Consider the following 20,714-nt stretch of genomic DNA (forward strand, 5'->3'; position numbering starts at 1 on the left):
CCGCGAAGACACGAAGGACACGAAGGAGGAAGGAAAAGAAGATAAGTAATTTTATAGCGGGAAGGGAGTAGGAGTTAGTGGATAGTGGATAGTGGATAGTGGATAGTAGTAATTTTTGACAACTAACCACCAACAACTAACAACTAACCACTAACAACTAACAACTAACCACTAACCACCAACAACTAACAACTCTAAATACCCAACCGTTGGTAAACCTCCTCTAAATGCTTCAGATGCTGCTGTGGATCGAAACATTCGGCAATTTCTGCCGACGATAACTTCTCGGTAACGCGAGGTTCTTTGCTAATTAAATCGTGAAAATTGCCTTCTGGTTTATTCCAAGCTGCGTGAGCGCTTTCTTGGACAATTTTATAAGCTTCTTCTCGCTTCATTCCTTTTTCTATTAAAGCAAGTAGCACTTTCTGACTAAAGACCACACCACCATAGCAGTTGAGATTTCTTTCCATGTTCTCAGGATAAACCAGCAGGTTTTTCACCAAGTCGATGGTTTCTTTTAGCATGAAATGTGTCAAAATGCAAGCATCGGGAAACATTACCCGCTCAACGGAACTGTGGGAAATGTCGCGTTCATGCCAAAGTGCGACGTTTTCCAAAGCTGCCACAGTATGACTTCTGATAATGCGTGCCATTCCGGTTAATCGTTCGGAACGGATGGGGTTACGCTTGTGTGGCATAGCTGAAGAGCCTTTTTGCCCTTTGGAGAAGAATTCTTCAACTTCGAGAACGTCTGTTCTTTGTAAGTTGCGAATTTCCACGGCAAAACGTTCGATGGAGGCAGCGAGTAAAGCTAATTGTTGGACATAATCGGCATGACGATCGCGTGAAATAACTTGAGTTGATGCGGTATCGGGTGTGAGTCCCAACTTAGAACAAGCGATCGCTTCCACACGCGGATCGATGTTAGCATAAGTTCCCACCGCACCGGAGATTTTCCCCACAGCGATCGTTCCTTTGAGAATTTTCAAGCGTTCTTGGTGACGCAACACTTCTGCCAACCATCCAGCCAGCTTAAAACCAAAAGTGATTGGTTCAGCATGAATACCGTGCGATCGTCCAGCCATCACCGTATAACGATGTTCTGTTGCCTTTTGGCGAATGGTAACAATTAAATCTTCCACATATTGCAACAACAAATCAAGACTTGCTACCAATTGCAAAGCTAAAGCCGTATCCAGCACATCCGAACTAGTCAAACCTAAGTGAATATAACGTCCTGCATCGCCAACATATTCATTTACGTTTGTTAAAAAAGCAATCACATCATGGCGGACTTCGGCTTCAATTTCTAGCACTCGCTTTGGGTCAAAATTCGCCTTTGCCTTAATTTCCTCAACCGCTTCTGTGGGAATGTAACCCAACTCAGCTTGAGCCTCACAAACAGCGATTTCTACTTGCAACCAGGTTTTTAACTTATAAGCTTCCGTCCACAAATTGCCCATTTCCGGCAAGGTATAACGCTCAATCACAGACTGCCACAGAGTTCAACCGTCATATTTTACAGTTTTACAGTAAAAGTGTTGTAGAAGAAAACATCACTTAAGCGCCAAGAACGGACTAGTACTAATTTAAGTTATACATTATCTATAAATATATTCACTTATACTACAGTCTTATCTACTTTGTGTTGAGGTAAAGAACTGCTTTTTTCATCAAATGTAATGATACTAATGCTACCATCAGCTTCTAAATACGCCTTTTTCACATCAGCTAAAAACTCTACACCCTGCTGACGTAATTGGCTCATCAACTCTTCTTCTGTAATTAGTTCGCGTTCCAGATGCCGCAATATCAGACGTCCATTTTTTACAAGTAGTAAAGGTGGGGGATTAAGAAACTGTTGAAACTTGGGAATTTTGTAGCCTAACCAGTTGAGCAAATAGCTCCAAAAAATAACAGTTCCTACTAAAATGGCTCCTTCGGTAATTGATGTATAAGTGCTAGCCATCGCATTTTGGGCAGCTTCAGCAAATAATACGACCACCAGCAAATCGGGAATTCCTAGCGTTCCCATTTGTCTGCTGGGGAGAAAGCGTAACACTGAGAACAGTGACAGGTATACCAGCGAACCTCTAACAATCAGTTCCACCACGCTCATGCTGGGGACAAAAATTGCTTGCCAATTGACTGAGAACCATCTGTGCATTATCACTATCAGGTGGGCAAACATAAATTTTTAGCCTTTGTTATGAAAATCACTGATTTCTGTTTCTCCTTTTTAAGCGCTTGCCTTGTGTCAGTTTCCCAAATAGGCGATTAATAAAATTAGAATTTTTTTTCCTCGCAGATGGTTGTTCACTATGCTTGGATTTTAGTCCTAGATTAGCGCGAGCTTTATCAGTCATGGGGATAGCATTGTCAGCCGGGACAATTTGCGAACCGTATCTTCTGGCGTAAACTTGGGTAAACTCAGCACCAAAAAAGAGAATCTGGGCAGCATAATAAACCCAAGCGATGACAACTATCAAAGAACCAGCCGCACCGTAAGTTGAACCGAAACTGCCGTTTCCTAAATATTGCCCTAAAACAAACCTACCGAAGGAAAATAATAGTGAAGTGATAGCAGCTCCAATCCAAACATCACTCCAAGTAATTTTTACATCTGGTAGAACTTTAAATATTAGCCCAAACAGCACAGTACTGATTGCAAAACCAAGTAAGAAATAAACTATCTGCCAGATAAAATCAATACCCGGTATCAAGTTGTTAAAGTAACCTACCAATGCTGCCAACACTCCACTAATTACCAGCGACACGAGAAGTAAAAAGCCGATACCCAGCACCATCGCAAACGACAAAAACCGATTGCGAACCATGTTTTTTACAGCGCGTCCTGGTTTCGGCTGCACTTCCCAAATTGTATTTAAAGCATCTTGTAGTTCAGTAAATAGACCAGTAGCACCAAATAGCAGAACGACGATACTAATGATGGAAGCGATCGTACCTTGTTTTGGTTGACTAGCATTTTTAATTGCTTCCTGGATGACTTTTGCCCCTGCTTCGCCAACTAAACCTTGAATTTGTGCGAAAATTTGACCACTTGCGGCTTCTTCGCCAAATACTGCACCAGCGATCGCAATTACAATAATTAGCAACGGTGCAATGGAAAATATCGTGTAATAAGCTAATGCTGCCGATAACCGCGAGGCTTTATCATTATTCCATTCTTGAAATGTCTCTTGGAATAGCCCCAAAATTCCCTTCACATTCATCAACAAGTCTCCTTTTGCCAGTATATAGCTTGCCTTAGACTTAATTGATACCCAATCTCTCAAGCCGCCACATCTGCCAGAAGGCGTTTTTCTCGCGTCCTTGAGGCAGAACTGTTGTTGAATACAATTAGACTCCTGAATTCTCGTTTATCTGTATAATTTTTTAAATTTTCCGTAAACAGCGCAAAACTAGATGTAGATTGTAATAACCGCAATACTACTGATGACAAAGATTTACAGGGTGGCTCATTACTTGACTAAATCAGTAGATATCAGTATACAATCATAAACTTATCATGCGTACTTTGGGATTTACTCAGCGCTTTTTTCTATTGGTTACTCCTTTGATAGCTACTTCTAGCTTAGTAACCTCACCCAGTCAAGCTGCTACACTCGCTTTATCTCAAGGAGAATTTTATTTAAAAAACTTTAGTCTTGACCCGGAAGTAACTGCAACTAAAAATAATGCTAACATCTCACTAAATGGCGAGGTATCAGCCACTAATAATGCAATCATAGATTTTCTCCTCGAACCACCAGAAGTAATTAATAAATCTTTAAGTCAAGCCTTTGGTGAAAATAAAAATTATTTAGGATTGGCAGACGCTGATGGTAAAGTTTTAGGTAACTTTTTTGCAGATGCTGGTGAATCTTTTTCTATAGACTTTACAGCATTTTTTGACTTGGAAACATCAATAGATGAACCAGCAGAGAATGCCAAGGCAAGTGCAGATATTTCTTTTTTATTATTTGACACAACTGACATCGCCGAACAAAATCTTTTAGATGACTTTTTTACTCAGTTGTTATCTGACACTACGTCTAGCATTAAAAAAACTCCTTTAGACTTTTTCTCTTTGACGGCAAATGTAAATTCTTTCAATGACAAGGATTTTATTACAAGTCAAAAAAGTGAAAATTTCACTTTATCTAATCAAGATACTCAATTTAATTTTGGTGGCAACGCAGAATTTGCGACAGCTTTGTTTGAAGGTTCTTTAAAACGCTCTTTTGCCACTCCAACAAATTTAACTTTCATCCAAGTTAGAAGAAGTCAGGTGAAAGTTTCAGTACCTGAACCATCAACTAGTCCGGCTTTACTTTTTTTATCTGCCTTAGTTGCCGTTGCTACTAAAGCAAAACTGAAAAAGACTATCTCAGCATAGTTAGAAACCCGGTTTCTTGGAGAAACCGGGTTTCTGGGCATCGTTTGGCGTTGCTGATTTGATTTATGACGCAAAATTTATGTAATACCAAACTGTTATGTCTCTACATCTTAATTCTTACCTCAATTCAGCAGTGCTGCAAATTTTATGCCATTAGGTAGAGAAACGCTTTCTGCCAATAGCAGTATGACTAATGCTTCCGCTTTCTGTTAAATAACTAAAGGAAAAGATGTGGTTAGTAGGATTTTATCCAACTAACGATTAATAATGCCCAATTCGTAAATAAAATATTTATGCAACTTACAAATAAAGTAGCATTGGTGACAGGAGCAGGTTCCGGCATTGCCAAGGCAGCGGCAAAGTTGTTTGCTAAAGAAGGTGCTAAAGTTGCTGCATTAGGACGTACAAAGGAAGAACTTGAAGAAACAGTTGCTCAAATTGAAAGCGATAATGGCGAAGCAATTCCACTAATTGCCGATATTTCGCATCCAGAAGAAATGCAACAAGCAATTCAGCAAATTGTAGATAAGTGGGGACGCTTAGATATTGTATTTGCCAACGCTGGAATTAATGGTGTCTGGGCACCTATAGATGAATTGACACCCGAAGAATGGGACAAAACAATAAACATCAATCTTAAAGGAACTTTTTTAACAGTTAAGTATGCTGTACCTTACTTGAAAAAGCAGGGTGGATCGATTGTTATTACTTCTTCTGTCAACGGGACACGCATTTTTAGTAATACTGGTGCGACTGCTTATTCTTGTTCCAAAGCCGCACAAGTAGCTTTCGCCAAAATGATTGCTTTAGAACTTGCTAAAGACCGCATTCGTGTTAATGTAGTTTGTCCTGGGGCAATTGAAACTAATATTGACGAAAACACTGAAAAAAGAGATTTAGAGCATATTCAAGAACCAGTTGAGTTTCCTGAAGGTAAGATTCCTTTGACTGATGGCAAACCAGGAACATCTGAGCAAGTAGCACAATTAGTGTTATTTTTAGCATCAGATGCTTCTAGTCACATCACCGGTACACCAATTTGGATTGATGGGGCAGAATCTTTGTTAAAGGCTTAAAAGTAACGAGGCATTGCATTGCTTTATGGGATGATAAATACAATAGACATCTCCATAAATTATGTAGAGACAATTCATGAATTGTCTCTACCAAAAGTTTCGGGTGATGCATAATTCATTTTCCCAGATGTCTAATATACGCCAAAAATTTAACATATTGTAGAGAGTTTCGCCGAAACGTCTCTACGATTAATCGCACGGTTATGCAATGCCAGTAACGAAATCATTGCATTCTATCTATGGTGCGATACTGAATTGCTTCTGCCACATGATTTGCCTTCAGGTCATCATCTCCCGCCAAATCTGCAATTGTTCGTGCTACTTTGAGAATGCGATCGCTTGCTCTTGCCGATAAGCCTAATTTCTTAATTGCGCCTTCTAACAAATTGCGACTAACATCATCTAATTTACACCATTTTTGAAGATGACCGCTCTGCATATGTGCATTGCAACGCAGATTGAGTTCATCTTTAAATCGGCTTGCAGTTCTTGACCGTGCTTGTTGCACCCGTTGACGTACAATTGCCGATGATTCTCCTGTTGGTTGTTGAGTAATTTCCTCTGGTTTCAAGCGATTAACCGCAACTTGCAAATCAATTCTATCCATCAACGGACCCGAAAGCTTTGCCCAATATTGTTCTCTTTGTCGTGGCGAACAGGTACACTGTTGGACAGTATCGCCATAATAACCGCAAGGACAAGGATTGGTACTTGCCACCAATGTAAACTGCGCGGGAAACATTACCGATTGTTTCGTCCGGGAAATCGTTACATAGCCATCTTCCAAAGGTTGACGCAGAAATTCTAAGACATCACGTTTAAATTCCGTTAATTCGTCGAGAAAAAGAATGCCTCTGTGTGCTAAAGATATTTCGCCAGGACGGGGAAAACTACCACCACCAACTAAGGAGGGACCAGAAGCTGAGTGGTGGGGACTGCGAAAAGGGCGATCGCGTACTAAACTGCCGCGATTTTTCAACAACCCAGCCACCGAATGAATCCGCGTCACTTCCAAAGCCTCAGCGAAAACTAAAGGTGGTAAAATCGTCGGTAAGCGTCTAGCTAACATCGTTTTACCACTACCAGGCGGTCCAACAAAAATTAAATTGTGTCCCCCGACTGCGGCAATTTCTAAAGCACGACGCGCATGTGCTTGTCCTTTAACATCCTTTAAATCATCACTGCTAAACGAATCTGAAGGCTTTGCAGGTGATGTCTCCGGTGTACTATCAAACTGCACAGGTTTATAAGAACCTGGATTATTTAAAAAATTCGCTACATCAGATATATTATTAAATCCATAAACCTTCAATCCTTCAACCACAGCAGCTTCTTGTGCATTATCAGCCGGGACAACCAAACCTGCAATTCCCATCTTTTCAGCAGTCGCAGCGATGGGTAAAACACCCGCAACAGCGCGTAAATTTCCATCCAGCGAAACTTCTCCTAAAAAAAGATAATCTCCCAACAATTCAGCGTTGACTTGTTCCGAAGCTGCCAAAATGCCCACACTGATAGGCAAATCAAAACAGGGACCTTCTTTGCGTAAATCAGCCGGGGTAAGATTTATGACAATTTTTCGCATCGGAAAGGCAAAACCAGCATTTTTCAAAGTTGCTTTTACTCTTTCTTTTGATTCTTGTACAGCAGCGTCGGGCAATCCTAAGACGACAATTCCCGGCAATCCCCCCGATACATCGACTTCTACACCCACCTTAACGGCGTCGATGCCGACAATTGATGCACTCCAAACTCTCGCAAGCATAATCTTTGTCCTTGGTGATTCGTCTGTCTTATCATTGACAATTGGCAAATGACAAATCACAAATCGCACATGACAAATCAAGACACGATTTTCGGTAAAATTATCCGTCGAGAAATTCCGGCAGACATTGTTTATGAGGATGATTTAGCACTGGCATTCAAAGATGTTCAACCCCAAGCACCGATTCACATCCTTGTCATCCCCAAAAAACCTATTGTCAAACTGGCTGATGCCGAAGAAAGCGATCGCGACCTTTTGGGGCATCTTTTATTAACGGCAAAGCGCGTTGCCCAAGAAGCTGGACTCACCAACGGTTATCGCGTTGTCATCAACACAAATTCTGATGGCGGTCAAAGTGTCTATCATTTACATTTACACATTTTAGGAGGACGCCAAATGACTTGGCCCCCTGGTTAATGCAGCTATAGAGGCGCAATTCACTGCGTCTCTAGCTTATATAAGAAAAACAGATAATTCATATAATAGATACTTAAGTAAAAAATGTTTACAAATCTCAACTATTCCTTTAATCTAATAAACAGGTAGGCAATCTCACCTACTCAATATCAAAAAACAAAGCAATCATAAACTCATGACCACAACTTTACAGCGTCGCGAAAGCGCCAGCGTATGGGAACGGTTCTGTAGCTGGATCACCTCCACCGAAAACCGCCTATACATCGGCTGGTTCGGCGTATTGATGATCCCCACCCTCTTAGCCGCTACCACCTGCTTCATTATTGCGTTCATCGCAGCACCTCCAGTAGACATTGATGGTATCCGCGAACCCGTAGCAGGTTCATTGATTTACGGAAACAACATCATAAGCGGTGCAGTTGTACCTTCTTCTAACGCAATCGGCTTGCACTTCTACCCAATTTGGGAAGCAGCTAGCTTAGATGAATGGTTGTACAACGGCGGTCCTTACCAATTGGTAGTATTCCACTTCCTAATCGGCGTATTCTGCTACCTCGGTCGTGAATGGGAACTATCCTACCGCTTAGGTATGCGTCCTTGGATCTGCCTCGCATTCAGTGCCCCCGTAGCAGCAGCAACCGCAGTATTCTTGATCTACCCAATCGGACAAGGTTCATTCTCTGACGGTATGCCTTTGGGTATCTCCGGAACCTTCAACTTCATGATTGTGTTCCAAGCAGAACACAACATCTTGATGCACCCCTTCCACCAATTAGGTGTAGCTGGTGTATTCGGCGGAAGCTTATTCTCTGCAATGCACGGTTCACTCGTAACTTCTTCTTTGGTGCGTGAAACCACCGAAACCGAATCACAAAACTACGGTTACAAATTCGGTCAAGAAGAAGAAACCTACAACATTGTTGCAGCACACGGTTACTTCGGTCGCTTGATTTTCCAATACGCTTCCTTCAACAACAGCCGCTCTTTGCACTTCTTCTTAGCAGCATGGCCTGTAGTTGGTATCTGGTTCACCTCTTTAGGTGTAAGCACGATGGCGTTCAACCTGAACGGTTTCAACTTCAACCAATCAGTGATTGATTCTAGCGGTCGCGTAATCAACACATGGGCTGACGTAATCAACCGCGCTAACCTGGGTATGGAAGTAATGCACGAGCGCAACGCTCACAACTTCCCTCTAGATTTGGCTGCATTAGACGTAGCACCTGTAGCATTGACTGCACCTGCTATCAACGGTTAATCTTCAAGTCTTAGCTGAATAGAAAAGCGCCTCCTGGTCAACCGGGGGGCGCTTTTTAGTTTGAATTAAAAACGAGAAAAGGTGCTTTCCTCAAAACTGCGACTACTCCTTGGTTATGGTTTAGTTTCGCCACCTAATTGAGGTTCTCGCATTACATCACGGACTTTTTTGAGTTCTTGTTCGATGATGGCTTTTCTACCATCATCAGTAGCGAGTTTTAAAGCTGTGAGATAATTAGCCTCTGACTTGTCGTATTTTTTCTCTAGACTATAGAAATAACCCAAAAGTATGTAATCATCGTTGGTTGCTTGTCCTGAAGCTTTCAGCGCTTCAAGTTTTTCGATTGCGACGGCATTCGTGACTTCATTAAGTTCAGAACGAGTAATTGGAATGGGAGGACGTTGAGGTGGGAAAACACAGCCAGAACCAGTACAAATTGGACATATCTTTGGCTTGTTGCATGGTTTCTCTAAGGGTTCTGGGTTTCCTTGCCCAGATTGGTTTATTATAGATGCTGCACCTTCGGTAGTCTGCCCTGCATCAGCAACGTTTGTAGTAATTGCGACAAATAAAGATGTCAGTGTTAATGCAAATGCTGTAATTTGTGAGTTTTTAAGCATCATAAATTCCACATATTTTCAATTTTTACACAAGTTTATTCAATACTTAGAACTTACATTCCGGAGATTAGTTCAATAATTTGAGTATTTTCTGGGATTAAAATGAAAAAATTGTCTGACTATTAAAGTAAAATTACGTATCGAGGGAGATTTTGAGAATAAGACTTTTTATACATATTTACTGAGGTAAACGGCATCAATTTGCTACATTTGCTTGGACACGCTTTTGTGCATCTTTAATCCAGTTACGCTCATCGGGGTGGTCGGGGTCTCCAAATTCAAGGCATTTACGCCATTGTGCAAGGGATTCTGACTTTATAGTTCTGCCTTCAAGGACTTGAGCCAACAAACAATGTGGGGAACCATACTCGTCTTTTAAACTTAAAGCGATCGCTTGACGTAGGGGAACTTCTGCTTGCTCATAAGTTTCTTTCCCCTGTCGCGCTAGTTCCAATCGCGCCCAACCTAAGTTTTTCAACATAGCATACTCTTCTCGGTCTGTTAGAGGCAGTTTTAAACCATCTGAAAGTATGGCAACAGCTCGGGGATATTTTTTATCACGAATGTACAGGCGAGCTAATTCACTGTATGCTTGAGGAAACTTTTGGTCTTTGGCAGTTTCGTAATTATTGTAGGCGCTATTAAAATCTTGCAGCTTTTCGTAAATTCTTCCTTGATTATAAAGAGCTTGTGTGTAGCCTGGTTTAATTAAGAGTGCTAAGTCATAAACCTTTTCGGCTGTTTTTAGATGACCATCATAGTAAAATTGGAACGCTATATTATTTAACAAAATTGCTAGAGGTCCGGGAGTTAAAATAATCGTAATCGCACCCATCGTTAAGCTTGCAATCATTGAGGCAAAGGTAAGACGTGCGCTGCGCTTGGCTTTTCGTTGGGCTTTTTGTGAATTCTCTTGCGCTTGTTTCTCTTGCTGCAAAGCGATTTCTGTTCTCTGCTGCACCTGTGTTAGTTCCAATTCTTGACTAGCCACCAAAAACTGATAATCTTTATCACTCAAACTTCTCCCATTTGCCCACGTTAAGGCATTGCGTAAATCATCTCCATGCAACAACCGCTCACTATCACGTCCTGAAGCTTCCCAAGCTGCAAATGCTTCGGCATATGGTCGCATATTTTGTAGTTCCTTTTCTACCCAAGTGTTATTAAAAACTGACTGGTAGATGCGGTTGTAAACTTTTAATTTACCTGACTGTTTGATGACTAAACTTGATAACCGCAATTTCATGATTTCTGGACTGTCATCAACAGCTAATTCCCCAGCTTGTAAAACTTTTTGATACATCCCTAGCGACCAGCAAGCGAGTTGCTCATTGTTGAGAATGCGATCGCGTATTGTCTGTAAATGTTGTTGTTTATCCTGCGCTAACCAATTAGAGAGAATACGCGATCGCACAATTGTAGCAACACAATTTGCCTCTACCCCCTCAGCAATATGTGACAAAGAAGATACAAGCTGACAAACCCATTGCGTCAAAAACGGTTGCCCTCCCGTCCAGAGTAAAATTTCCTGAAGCACTGCACGGGGATTGCTGGTGATACCAACAAATCCCTTTTCTAGGGGTGTTGCTTCATCCAATTGAAAACCAGTTAATTCGATTGCTTCGCTTTCGATATTAAACGGTGTATGGTATGAATCTTCAATTAAATCAGCAGGAGTTGCTACCCCCAACAGTGCAAAAGTGAGGCGATTATATTTGAGTTTATCAGCACGTTTGTTATAACATCCGCGAATAAAAGCAAAAAAATCGTCTTTAAAACTTAAATTTAAAACGCTATCAATTTCATCGGCAAAGATAACAATACTTTGTGGAATTTGTTCTAGTAATATTTCTTCAATTAATTTAGTTAATCGTTGTACTGGATGAATTAAACTATGCCCATACCACCAGCTTTCTAGGTCAATATCTAAATTAAATTCACTTACTAAATAGCTAACAAAACCACCATAAAATTCATCTTCTGTCACTTCATGCAAGCATAATTCACGCATTTCAAATGCCACGCAAGCAACCCCTTCTTTTTTGAGACGTGCCATTGTCTGTACGCGCAAACTTGATTTACCCATTTGTCGGCAATTTAATAAATAGCAGAATTTACCAGCTTTTAACCCTTCGTAGAGTTGAGAATCGGCTTGGCGGACAACATAGGTTGGAGCTGATTCGCCGAGACTTCCTCCTACTTGATACCCGTTAGTTTGTTTTGAATTGCTCATAATTGTATATACATTAAACATGCTTATGCACTTTCTAATTTCCGGAGCGTCCTGTTTTGCAAAATTGCCCTCAGGCTAGAAGCCTGGGGCTACACAGACGAAGCCTGCCTTCGCAGGCTTTGTTTGTATAGCAATACCCTTCGGTGGGTATTTCTTCCATTCAGGGGATACACCCTAAATTCCTAACTTGCTAACCGTTCTCGGAAATATAAACGATAGATTTGATAACGTGAAACTGCACTATTATTTTGCAGTTCTACCAATCCCAAATCATCTAATTTTACTGCATCATCTAAATTGAAATTTGAATTAAATTCAACAGGACTATCGGCTAAAACTATTGTTTTAAATGCTGTGAGGACTGGGAGATTTGCCTGTAAATAACGCCAGTGTCTTTCTAAATGATTCCGAAAAATACCTGAAGCTGTGGGTGCTGATTGCAACAAACTTTCTAAAGTCATTTCCTGGCCCGATACTACCTGTAGAGCTTTTGTTACCAAATAGGGATGTCCTCCTACCATTGCCATTAGTTGTTCAACTTGTGTATTTTTCCAGTTTAATTTATACTGCTGTGCCAAAGATTGCACTTGTTCGTTAGTAAAATCTGTTAATTTAATTTCTGTTCCTGCATTAAACGGCGACTGATTAATATTTAGCTGGGTATAAACTTGTGTGTGCAACATTAATAACCGCAATTGTCGCCACAGAGGTTTAGTTTTTGCGTCTTCATGCCAAGTTCGCAGCATTCCCAAAAACTCTCCAGCTATTTCCCCATATGCGAATAGTTTGTCTACTTTATCTAAAGCGATCGCAACGGCACTATCTCCTGGTAAAAGATACTTTTCAAAGTAGGTTCGGCATTTTATCTTACAATTACCCAAACTTTTGCGCCAGTGTTCTTCTACAGATTGTCCTAACTCTAATGTCTCGGCAATAATAGTAATAAACCAGTGCAAAAACTTATCTAAACTATTAAAATCTTCAACTTCTGCATCTCGTAAATTTAAAACTACTGTGCGGTATCCTTGTTGTGCAGCGTGGTGCATTATTCGTGACATTAACTCCGTTTTCCCAAACTGCAACGGTGCTTGAATTCGCAACAACGCACCAGGTTTGCATATCTCTTCATAACAGCGAGATTCGATGGGAGGACGTTCAATATAAGGTTCAGAGTCAAATTCCATTGCTGACAATTGAATTTCTGGGTTTATGACTGTATTTTCACTTTTATTGCCTTGTTTCTCCCACTCTCGTTGCAGCGCTTGCCGAAAATTGGTCTTTTTAACTTCTTCCTCTAATGCTTCAGAAAGATTGTTCCATAATTGACCACCAACTTCACTAATATATTTAACTGTTAAATGAGATTCGGAGGCGATCGCGTCATAAGTTTTACCATCCCAGGCTCCGCGCAGTACCTGTACCTCTGCATTACCAAGATGCTTTTTGGTGACTTGAAAAACCAGAGCATCTACTAGGTTTTGTGTCTGTGTCCAGGTTAATTCTGATTCTGATTTCATAAATTTTAGTAACCCAATTAAACGGTAAGGGCGGGGTAAAGAGCGCCCCTACGATATATCATTACCATTATTTTTGCTGACTCAGGCACAACTGTATAAATACCCGGAAAAAACCGGATTTTTTCCGTAACTTTATTTGTTACCTAATTTTTCCGGTTTTGTGAGGGTGAATTGTTTATTTAGTTGTAAATAAAGAACATGCTTTTTTCCGGCTGACTATTAAAAATTAATCGGTGATTATAGGTACATGCAAGAGGCGAGCAAATCAAACGCCAGATGTTTGTTCAGTTGTTCAAAAAGGAGTTTTTATGGCTTACAAAATCTTTGTTGAAAGCATTAAAGTTGAGAAGGATCAACGCACCAAACTGGTAAATTTCGAGGGGAAACTAGAGTTAAGGGGCTTGTTTACTGCGTCTGGTATAGCATCAATATACCCCCAAAATGGAAATTCTGACTCTCGCGCAAACATACAAGCAGAGCAAGGTCAGACGCTATCTCCTAACCTTGAAATAACCAATGTTCCCTTTAGCGGAACGAGTACCACAGTCCCAATCAAAGCTGAATTGTGGGAACTAGAATTTGGAAGTCAGGGTGATGACGACTACGGTGTTAGAGAAGACAGTATGATACTGGATGGTTCTAGTCGTGTGACAAAAACAATTCCTGTTGACATATCTGCCGACAATAAAAAAGAGAGGGGGGGTCTTGTCCTTGTTACTTTTGTAGCAGAAATGCAATAGTTAAGCAGCAAAACCTTTGTGGATGTTGTCAACCAACAGGGGACATTTACATTGAAGAAGCGACCATAAATTTCCGGGTAGTTTTGTTGTATTTGTAGGGTGCGTTAGCCCTTCTCGTAACGCACCATTCTTAAGCCTTTGATGCCGTACTTTCGTTTATAACGCACCCTACGTATCTTTTGAAAAATTATCAGCGAATATAGGGACATGTAAGAGGCAAGTAAATCAAACGCCATCTGCATCAACAAGTCAAATTTAAAGGACAAAATCAAATGGTTAACTCTCAAAATCAAAGTATGCCCGAAGCTGAATTTACTGGAAGATACTTAGTTCTATTCCGTGAAGGTGCGATTGCTGAAGGCATCCAAATGTTAAGTGAAATGACTAACATGAGCTTTTCTAGCACCGAACAAACACAAGCAGATAGCCCAATTGTTTTAGATAATTTAGGTATTGCAATAGTCAATGTCAACCCAGAACAAATAAACTCATTGCAAGTTGCGACTGAAGGACATAGCCCAATTTTAGCGATTGAACCAGAAAGAGTAGTTTACGCCATCTCAGCCAATATTGTCGATAATTTAATTCCTGTTGAACAAACCACAGCAAATGCATCTTTCGATGAGTCTTCAATCACTTGGGGACTTCAAGCAACAAATGTAATAGGAGCATTTCCTAGCGGACAAGGAATTAGAATTGCTGTTTTGGATACTGGGCTAGATTTTAATCATCCCGACTTTCAGGGACGGGTTATTTATAGCAACTCATTTGTTCAAGGACAAGGAGTGCAAGATGGTCATGGACATGGTACTCACTGCATTGGTACAGCTTGTGGTCCCCAAAAACCAGAAATATTACCTCGTTACGGCATTGCTTATAACTGTGAAATTTATGTAGGTAAGGTACTTAGCAATCAAGGATCTGGAGGCGATGCAGGAATCCTTCAGGGGATTGACTGGGCAGTAGCAAATGGGTGTCAGGTTATCTCAATGTCTTTAGGTGCCCCACTCAGAGTTGGCGATCGCTTCTCGGTTGTATATGAAGCTGCTGCTCAAAGAGCGCTGAATCAGGGTACTTTAATTGTTGCTGCGGCTGGTAATAATGGTCCGCAAAGCCCAGTAAATCATCCTGCCAACTGCCCCTCGATTATGGCGATCGCAGCAGTTAATTCTCAGCTACAAGTTGCTGATTTCTCCAGCCGAGGTATTAACCCAAATGGAGGTGAAATTAATATTGCTGCTCCTGGAGTAGATGTCTATTCTACCTTCCGAATGCCTGAACGGTATGCAACTTGGAACGGTACAAGCATGGCAACTCCCCACGTTGCAGGTATTGCTGCTCTCTACGCAGAGACAACGGGTTTGAGAGGAAAAGCGCTCTGGAATCTCCTATTGCAAACTGTCCGTCGCTTACCTCTGCCTTCTAAAGATGTTGGCGCTGGTTTAGTTACATGGAGAAACCTAAGCTGGGCTTTGATGGGGAATGAGCTGATCTCCGGTGTTGGTGTGTCTTCGTGGAAGCCTGAGGTCATGGACTTGTTTGTGCGCGGGACGGATAACCTACTCTACTACAAGTGGTATGACAGCAACAACGGCGGCTGGATGCAGGGCTATGAGCAGCTGGGAGGGGGCGAGATATCGTTTAGCCCGGTAGCCGTCTCAGGGGGTGGCAGTGACTTGGTGGACGTGTTCGCACGCGGTATTGGCGCTAGTGACGGGGTTTACCACAAGGTATGGCAGGGCAATGTGTGGTCAGACTGGCAAAGGTTGGGGTCTATGAATACCCTCTCCGGTCCCGGTCTATCTAGGGAACCGGGAAGGCACTTGGATGTGTTCGTGCGCGGGACAGACAACGCGCTGTATGCGTATCAGTACAACCCTAACGACGGCTGGGTGGGTCCTTGGCCCCTGGATGGTCAGATATCGTCGAGTCCGACAGCCATTGCGTTGGTCAATGGTCCAGTCCATGTATTCGCACGCGGGACGGACAACGCACTGTGGCACAGGTGGTACGACGGCGGTTGGCAAAATTGGGAATCTTTGGGCGGACCGCTGGGTGGACAGATTTCACCTGACCCTGAGTCCGGTCCAAGTGTGGCTTCATGGGGATCCGGACGCTTGGACGTGTTCGTGCGTGGAACGGACGATGCGGTATGGCGCAAGTGGTCTGCTAATGGTGGCGCTAGCTGGTCAAACTGGGAAAGCTTAGGTGGTGTCGTCACATCAAGTCCGGCATCCATCTCGCGGGCGCCTAACCTGATCGAAGTCTTTGTGCGCGGGACAGACAGCAAGCTTTACCACAAATGGTGGGACGGCACGGCATGGCGTCCGTAAGCTGATACAGGCGCATTGATGAGTGTGGCGCGATCGCCTGGACACAAGGCGTGAATCCACCTCTCCCATGTGCGCCACTTATGCCCTCTATGGGCACGAAACCAGTGACTTACTCAAAATGACTTACAAATCACATGATTTTATTTTTCCACCAGCACCTAGAACCCAACACCAAGCTGATTGAAGGCAGGCTACTCCTAATTGATACAGCCGCCAACAGTATCAAAAATATTTACATTGCCACTTCAGGGCAAGCTAATTACCAAAGTTCCGGCGCACTTGCTACTCGTGGGAAAGGTCCAATTCCCCCAGTCACAGATATTGGCATTCCCAGTTACACCGTAGACACAATCCCTCTTTATATGCCCGATGTGCGCGGTGTAGAAGGCAATTTTCACAAAATCAATCCCCACATGGTGCAAATTGAAGGTGTAGGGCGAGGTGATTTTGGGATTCACTTTGATGCCAACGTCCCCGGCAGCAGTGGATGCGTTGTCTTGAGAACTACGAAAGGTTGGCAGGCATTCCAAGAGGATATGAAAAATTTAGCGACTGTGGGGCTTCAACAAATTCCGCTACTGGTAAGTTACGCACGATGAACAACTTAGCCTCGTCTACCCGCTATTGGGTTAACATTAATGACCAACCTGGTGCGACTCCTTGGGCTAATTAACATTAAATAAGTCAGCGTAAAAAAATTAAAGGTTTGTAGTAAGCGCTTACTACAAACCTATTTTCAAATTTTACTTAAATTGATAATTTTAAGGCTTTAATTTTATAAGAGCGATCGCCCTGCTTTTATGTAAACTATTTGAACGATATATCCACCGAGCCTTATAGTAGTTTAAAGTGACGCCCATACATCGCAATATGACTGGAGAGCTAAACTTTGGGAATAGAACTACGCAGTTTCGTCTTTCTCGACAGCCTGCAACCTCAACACGCAGCATATATAGGAACAGTAGCCCAAGGTTTCTTGCCATTACCAGGAGATACATCGTTGTGGATTGAAATCTCTCCTGGTATTGAAATTAATAAAATTACCGATGTCGCACTCAAATCTGCTTCTGTTCGTCCGGGAGTCCAAGTAGTCGAACGGCTGTATGGCTTATTAGAAGTTCATTCTGCCTCTCAAGGGGAAACGCGAGCTGCTGGTCAAGCGATTTTGGCGATGTTAGGAGTTAAAAAAGAAGAATGTCTGAAACCGCGTGTTGTTTCGACCCAGATTATCCGCAATATTGATGCTTATCAAACACAACTTATCAATCGCACGCGACGCGGACAATTATTATTAGCAGGACAAACGCTGTATGTTTTAGAAGTTGAACCTGCTGCTTATGCTGCACTTGCCGCGAATGAAGCTGAGAAAGCCGCATCGATTAATATTCTTGAGGTGCAAGCTGTAGGTAGTTTTGGACGGCTTTACTTAGGTGGACATGAACGTGATATTCTCGCAGGTGCGGCAGGAGCGTTAGCAGCGATTGAAAGTGTCGCTGGTCGGACAAATCCTCTGAGTGGGCGTCAGGAGTAAAATAAATATCATGGCAAATCGAGAGCATCTAGCTTTACTGAAAGCAGGTGCAGTCACATGGACTGAGTGGAGAAAGAAAAATCCCCAAATTGAACCAGACCTCAGCGCGGCGAATTTGCAAGGGTATAATCTCAGAGGCGCGAACCTCCAAGGGGTAAACTTGAGTAGGGTGGATTTGAGTAATGCTTTACTTGTGCGAGCAAACCTTAGTGGTGCTGACCTCAGCAGCGCTAACCTTTATAAAGCAAATTTGAGTGAAGCTAACTTGAGTGAAGCTAACTTGAGTATTGCTAACTTAAGTGGTGCTATATTGACACAAGCAGATTTGAGTTATGCGAATCTGATTGGAGCTAATTTGAGTGAGGCAAATCTGAAAGATGCTGCGATCGCTTATGCTAATTTAATTGGCACTGACTTGAGCAAAGCTAATTTGAAAGGTGCTGATTTGGATTCAGCAAAGCTTTGTCGGGCTAACCTCTGTTTTGCTAACCTGATGGAAGCTAACTTGAGTGAAGCTGACTTAAGCCAAGCAAATCTGTATGAAGCGGAAGTAATCGCAGCTTATCTTTATAAAACTGATTTGTACAAAGCTAATTTGAGCTATGCTCATTTGGGTGGTGCATATCTGAGCAAGGCTAACTTGAGTGAAGCTGACTTGAGCAAAGCTAACTTGAGATGGACTAACTTAAATGGTGCGAATTTGGCAGGCGCTAACCTGAAAGGCGCTAACTTCATCGGCGCTAAAATTAGAGGGGCTAACTTCATCGGCGCGAATCTTCACCAAACAATTATGCCTCATTGAAAGCAGAATTAGTTATACGACTTACGCAAAATACCTCTCAAACTCTTATTCCTTCTCTTCTCCTGTCGGAGACGCGAAGCGCGAACGAGACGCTGCGCGAACGTGTCCTTCGTGTCTAGCCTTCGGCTTCTGCGAAGCAGTACGCGGTTCGTTACTCCGTGAAGTTTTACAATACCATTTCTGTATGAAGATGCACCTAATTTAGCCCACGCAGGTGGGCTTCGTTTGTGTAGCCCCAGGCTTCCAGCCTGAGGGCAATAAAGCGCAACCTCACATAGAATTGGTATAAGTCCTAAGTTAGATTAAATATTATCGTACATATTTGATACAATTGCGTCCATATGCTTTGGCGACATACAATGCTTTATCGGCAAGTTGCAACAGGTCATCGCTGGTTTTTCCCTGTTCGGGAAATACGCAAACCCCACCCGAAACCGTTGTATTTATTTCTCTGTCTGCAAATTTCACTCGCGCAGCTTGAAAGGATAACCGGATTTGTTCAGCATGTTGATAGGCATTATTTAGTGTCATACCGGGCAAAGCTAATACAAACTCTTCCCCGCCATACCGACACGCGATGTCGCTAGAGCGGCTGTATTGGCGCAGCAGGTCTGCAAATACTTGTAACACGCGATCGCCTGCCTGATGCCCAAATGTATCGTTAATCTTCTTAAAGTAATCGATATCCATTAAAATCACGGCAACTGGATAAGACTCTTGTGCTGCCCTTACCAGTTCTCTTTGGAGTGAGGAGTCAAAATAACGCCGATTGAACAAGCCAGTAAGTCCATCCTGCATTGCCTGTTCTCGTAGTTGAGCCTGTAAAGTCTCAATTTCCAGCACCTGAAGACGCAAACGTTCGTTAGCCTGCCGAAGTTCAACCTCAGCCTGATGGCGTTGAGTAATGTCACGCAAAATAAGCAGATATCCTGTTAATTGCCTGCGGCGATCGCGTAATGGCGTAATTTGTAGCTCCAGATAATGAAGTCTTGCCGAATCCATTAATATCTCTGTGTTAACGCATTCATATTCGTGGTAATATGTGATGTTATATTGCCATTTTGAGAAAACTTGCTCGGCAGATTGTCCAATAAGGTGTGCTGTAGTCCCAATCAGATTTTTTGCCGCAGGATTAATGTCAAGAATGCGGTTTTGCACATCCAAGACAATCACACCATCGCTCATTCTGTCAATCAAAATGTCCCGCGCTACCGGAACAAGGTCAAACATGCGGAAGTGAAAGATGTTAACAGCAGAGATCAGTCCGGTCAGCATGAAGCTCATCGGGGTGATGTTCAAACCGGGGGGAGTAAGGCGTAGCATATAAGCACTAGCCCCAACCAGTGGTATCAACGCACCAGCTAATACCATGCAAGACTGGTGGCTATACAGAACAGAGGGCAGCAAAGCTCTTTTGGTAAGCAGCAATACGCCTGCAAGTGTGTAAACATAAATACACCCCATCACCCAAAAAAAGCCGCAACCATGTTGGTAAATCACAACATTACTTTGATGAGGATCGGGCAAAAAGCCAGTCCAAATCAGATTATGCCATTCGTTGGTCGCAACCATTGCCACATTCAAGGCGGGAATAATCCATAGCAACGCTGTATTGCGAGATGTCAGCCACTGTTTTTTGTTCGTGAAGTGGATCGCAAATATCAAGAAGAAGGTAATCACACTACCCGATCCAAGGTATTCTAGCTTTGACCAAAATATTTTATCTAAGAGAGCGATCGCACCTGCTTCCATCGCCGCAACCGTAGCATAAAGCGCGATCGCCAGCATCATGAAAATAAACGGTTTGCTAACACAAGAAGTTTCGCGACGCTGCCAAGCAGCAAAAGCAACAATAGCTGAAATAATTGCAGTTAAACTAAGAAAGATAAAGTAAAGGTTGTATTGAAAAAGCATTTTGGATGCACTATTCTTTGAATTTATCTCAAAGAATGTGAGATAAATTTGAGATATATCATTAGAATGCCCCAAACTGCATCAGTTTTGCTTGCTGAAGATATCTTTA

Annotated in this window: 17 protein-coding genes; 9 read left to right on the forward strand and 8 right to left on the reverse strand. The window is 42.3% G+C overall.

Annotation, left to right across the window (positions count from 1 at the left end; all coding sequences use genetic code 11):
• Positions 1 to 194: 194 nt before the first annotated feature.
• The 3 genes from purB to AABK37_RS14545 form a co-directional block, all read right to left on the reverse strand.
• Positions 195 to 1,490, reverse strand: a complete 1,296-nt coding sequence (gene purB, locus AABK37_RS14535; RefSeq protein WP_432552271.1) for an adenylosuccinate lyase — start codon at positions 1,488 to 1,490, stop codon at positions 195 to 197.
• Positions 1,491 to 1,621: 131 nt separating this feature from the next.
• The gene (locus AABK37_RS14540) at positions 1,622 to 2,167 is read right to left on the reverse strand and encodes a DUF421 domain-containing protein (protein WP_432552272.1); all 546 of its coding nucleotides are present in this window, start codon (positions 2,165 to 2,167) and stop codon (positions 1,622 to 1,624) included.
• Between the two features lie 49 nt (positions 2,168 to 2,216).
• The gene (locus AABK37_RS14545; protein WP_432552304.1) at positions 2,217 to 3,233 is read right to left on the reverse strand and encodes a YihY/virulence factor BrkB family protein; all 1,017 of its coding nucleotides are present in this window, start codon (positions 3,231 to 3,233) and stop codon (positions 2,217 to 2,219) included.
• A gap of 296 nt (positions 3,234 to 3,529) precedes the next feature.
• Here AABK37_RS14545 and AABK37_RS14550 point away from each other — a divergent pair, with 296 nt between their 5' ends.
• Both AABK37_RS14550 and AABK37_RS14555 read left to right on the forward strand, forming a co-directional pair.
• Positions 3,530 to 4,399: a hypothetical protein gene (locus AABK37_RS14550; RefSeq protein WP_432552273.1), complete on the forward strand. Its 870-nt coding sequence runs from the start codon at positions 3,530 to 3,532 to the stop codon at positions 4,397 to 4,399.
• Positions 4,400 to 4,692: 293 nt separating this feature from the next.
• On the forward strand, positions 4,693 to 5,475 hold the full coding sequence (locus AABK37_RS14555) for an SDR family oxidoreductase (protein ID WP_432552274.1): 783 nt from the start codon (positions 4,693 to 4,695) through the stop codon (positions 5,473 to 5,475).
• Between the two features lie 223 nt (positions 5,476 to 5,698).
• On the opposite strand, the gene AABK37_RS14560 is transcribed toward AABK37_RS14555, so the two are convergent.
• On the reverse strand, positions 5,699 to 7,240 hold the full coding sequence (locus AABK37_RS14560) for a YifB family Mg chelatase-like AAA ATPase (RefSeq protein ID WP_432552275.1): 1,542 nt from the start codon (positions 7,238 to 7,240) through the stop codon (positions 5,699 to 5,701).
• A gap of 69 nt (positions 7,241 to 7,309) precedes the next feature.
• Here AABK37_RS14560 and AABK37_RS14565 point away from each other — a divergent pair, with 69 nt between their 5' ends.
• Both AABK37_RS14565 and psbA read left to right on the forward strand, forming a co-directional pair.
• Complete coding sequence (locus AABK37_RS14565) at positions 7,310 to 7,657, forward strand: histidine triad nucleotide-binding protein (RefSeq protein WP_432552305.1); 348 nt, start codon at positions 7,310 to 7,312, stop codon at positions 7,655 to 7,657.
• Between the two features lie 175 nt (positions 7,658 to 7,832).
• Positions 7,833 to 8,915, forward strand: a complete 1,083-nt coding sequence (gene psbA, locus AABK37_RS14570) for a photosystem II q(b) protein (RefSeq protein WP_432552276.1) — start codon at positions 7,833 to 7,835, stop codon at positions 8,913 to 8,915.
• A 113-nt stretch (positions 8,916 to 9,028) separates the two neighbouring features.
• On the opposite strand, the gene AABK37_RS14575 is transcribed toward psbA, so the two are convergent.
• The 3 genes from AABK37_RS14575 to AABK37_RS14585 all read right to left on the reverse strand — a co-directional run bounded on the left by AABK37_RS14575 (position 9,029) and on the right by AABK37_RS14585 (position 13,285).
• A complete protein-coding gene (locus tag AABK37_RS14575; protein WP_432552277.1) occupies positions 9,029 to 9,538 on the reverse strand; it encodes a hypothetical protein in 510 nt (169 codons plus the stop codon).
• A gap of 193 nt (positions 9,539 to 9,731) precedes the next feature.
• Complete coding sequence (locus AABK37_RS14580; protein WP_432552278.1) at positions 9,732 to 11,768, reverse strand: AAA-like domain-containing protein; 2,037 nt, start codon at positions 11,766 to 11,768, stop codon at positions 9,732 to 9,734.
• 182 nt (positions 11,769 to 11,950) lie between these two features.
• Positions 11,951 to 13,285 carry an AAA-like domain-containing protein gene (locus tag AABK37_RS14585; protein ID WP_432552279.1) on the reverse strand — a complete coding sequence of 445 codons (1,335 nt, stop codon included), beginning with the start codon at positions 13,283 to 13,285 and terminating at the stop codon, positions 11,951 to 11,953.
• Positions 13,286 to 13,593: 308 nt separating this feature from the next.
• On the opposite strand from AABK37_RS14585, the gene AABK37_RS14590 reads away from it, so the two are divergent.
• The 5 genes from AABK37_RS14590 to AABK37_RS14610 all read left to right on the forward strand — a co-directional run bounded on the left by AABK37_RS14590 (position 13,594) and on the right by AABK37_RS14610 (position 18,691).
• Positions 13,594 to 14,025 carry a hypothetical protein gene (locus AABK37_RS14590; RefSeq protein ID WP_432552280.1) on the forward strand — a complete coding sequence of 144 codons (432 nt, stop codon included), beginning with the start codon at positions 13,594 to 13,596 and terminating at the stop codon, positions 14,023 to 14,025.
• 272 nt (positions 14,026 to 14,297) lie between these two features.
• Positions 14,298 to 16,358 (forward strand): S8 family serine peptidase, encoded by a 2,061-nt coding sequence (locus AABK37_RS14595; protein WP_432552281.1) that lies wholly within the window; start codon positions 14,298 to 14,300, stop codon positions 16,356 to 16,358.
• Between the two features lie 134 nt (positions 16,359 to 16,492).
• A complete protein-coding gene (locus AABK37_RS14600) occupies positions 16,493 to 16,957 on the forward strand; it encodes a hypothetical protein (protein ID WP_432552282.1) in 465 nt (154 codons plus the stop codon).
• A gap of 290 nt (positions 16,958 to 17,247) precedes the next feature.
• A complete protein-coding gene (locus AABK37_RS14605; RefSeq protein ID WP_432552283.1) occupies positions 17,248 to 17,889 on the forward strand; it encodes a hypothetical protein in 642 nt (213 codons plus the stop codon).
• Positions 17,890 to 17,899: 10 nt separating this feature from the next.
• Positions 17,900 to 18,691: a pentapeptide repeat-containing protein gene (locus AABK37_RS14610; RefSeq protein ID WP_432552284.1), complete on the forward strand. Its 792-nt coding sequence runs from the start codon at positions 17,900 to 17,902 to the stop codon at positions 18,689 to 18,691.
• Between the two features lie 309 nt (positions 18,692 to 19,000).
• Here the strand turns inward: AABK37_RS14610 and AABK37_RS14615 are convergent, their stop codons facing one another.
• The gene (locus tag AABK37_RS14615) at positions 19,001 to 20,605 is read right to left on the reverse strand and encodes a histidine kinase N-terminal 7TM domain-containing protein (protein WP_432552285.1); all 1,605 of its coding nucleotides are present in this window, start codon (positions 20,603 to 20,605) and stop codon (positions 19,001 to 19,003) included.
• Positions 20,606 to 20,714: the final 109 nt, after the last annotated feature.

This window comes from Tolypothrix sp. VBCCA 56010 (assembly GCF_050875635.1).
Classification (GTDB): Bacteria; Cyanobacteriota; Cyanobacteriia; order Cyanobacteriales; family Nostocaceae; genus Hassallia.

Bases quoted from the DNA above. Each gene is read 5' to 3' on its own strand.
- AABK37_RS14560 (WP_432552275.1), bottom strand. From the start codon at position 7,240: ATGCTTGCGAGAGTTTGGAGTGCATCAATTGTCGGCATCGACGCCGTT.
- AABK37_RS14565 (WP_432552305.1), top strand. From the start codon at position 7,310: ATGACAAATCAAGACACGATTTTCGGTAAAATTATCCGTCGAGAAATT.
- AABK37_RS14540 (WP_432552272.1), bottom strand. From the start codon at position 2,167: ATGCACAGATGGTTCTCAGTCAATTGGCAAGCAATTTTTGTCCCCAGC.
- AABK37_RS14550 (WP_432552273.1), top strand. From the start codon at position 3,530: ATGCGTACTTTGGGATTTACTCAGCGCTTTTTTCTATTGGTTACTCCT.
- AABK37_RS14555 (WP_432552274.1), top strand. From the start codon at position 4,693: ATGCAACTTACAAATAAAGTAGCATTGGTGACAGGAGCAGGTTCCGGC.
- AABK37_RS14590 (WP_432552280.1), top strand. From the start codon at position 13,594: ATGGCTTACAAAATCTTTGTTGAAAGCATTAAAGTTGAGAAGGATCAA.
- AABK37_RS14595 (WP_432552281.1), top strand. From the start codon at position 14,298: ATGGTTAACTCTCAAAATCAAAGTATGCCCGAAGCTGAATTTACTGGA.
- AABK37_RS14585 (WP_432552279.1), bottom strand. From the start codon at position 13,285: ATGAAATCAGAATCAGAATTAACCTGGACACAGACACAAAACCTAGTA.
- AABK37_RS14610 (WP_432552284.1), top strand. From the start codon at position 17,900: ATGGCAAATCGAGAGCATCTAGCTTTACTGAAAGCAGGTGCAGTCACA.
- AABK37_RS14615 (WP_432552285.1), bottom strand. From the start codon at position 20,605: ATGCTTTTTCAATACAACCTTTACTTTATCTTTCTTAGTTTAACTGCA.
- AABK37_RS14575 (WP_432552277.1), bottom strand. From the start codon at position 9,538: ATGATGCTTAAAAACTCACAAATTACAGCATTTGCATTAACACTGACA.
- AABK37_RS14600 (WP_432552282.1), top strand. From the start codon at position 16,493: ATGATTTTATTTTTCCACCAGCACCTAGAACCCAACACCAAGCTGATT.
- AABK37_RS14545 (WP_432552304.1), bottom strand. From the start codon at position 3,233: ATGAATGTGAAGGGAATTTTGGGGCTATTCCAAGAGACATTTCAAGAA.
- AABK37_RS14580 (WP_432552278.1), bottom strand. From the start codon at position 11,768: ATGAGCAATTCAAAACAAACTAACGGGTATCAAGTAGGAGGAAGTCTC.
- psbA (WP_432552276.1), top strand. From the start codon at position 7,833: ATGACCACAACTTTACAGCGTCGCGAAAGCGCCAGCGTATGGGAACGG.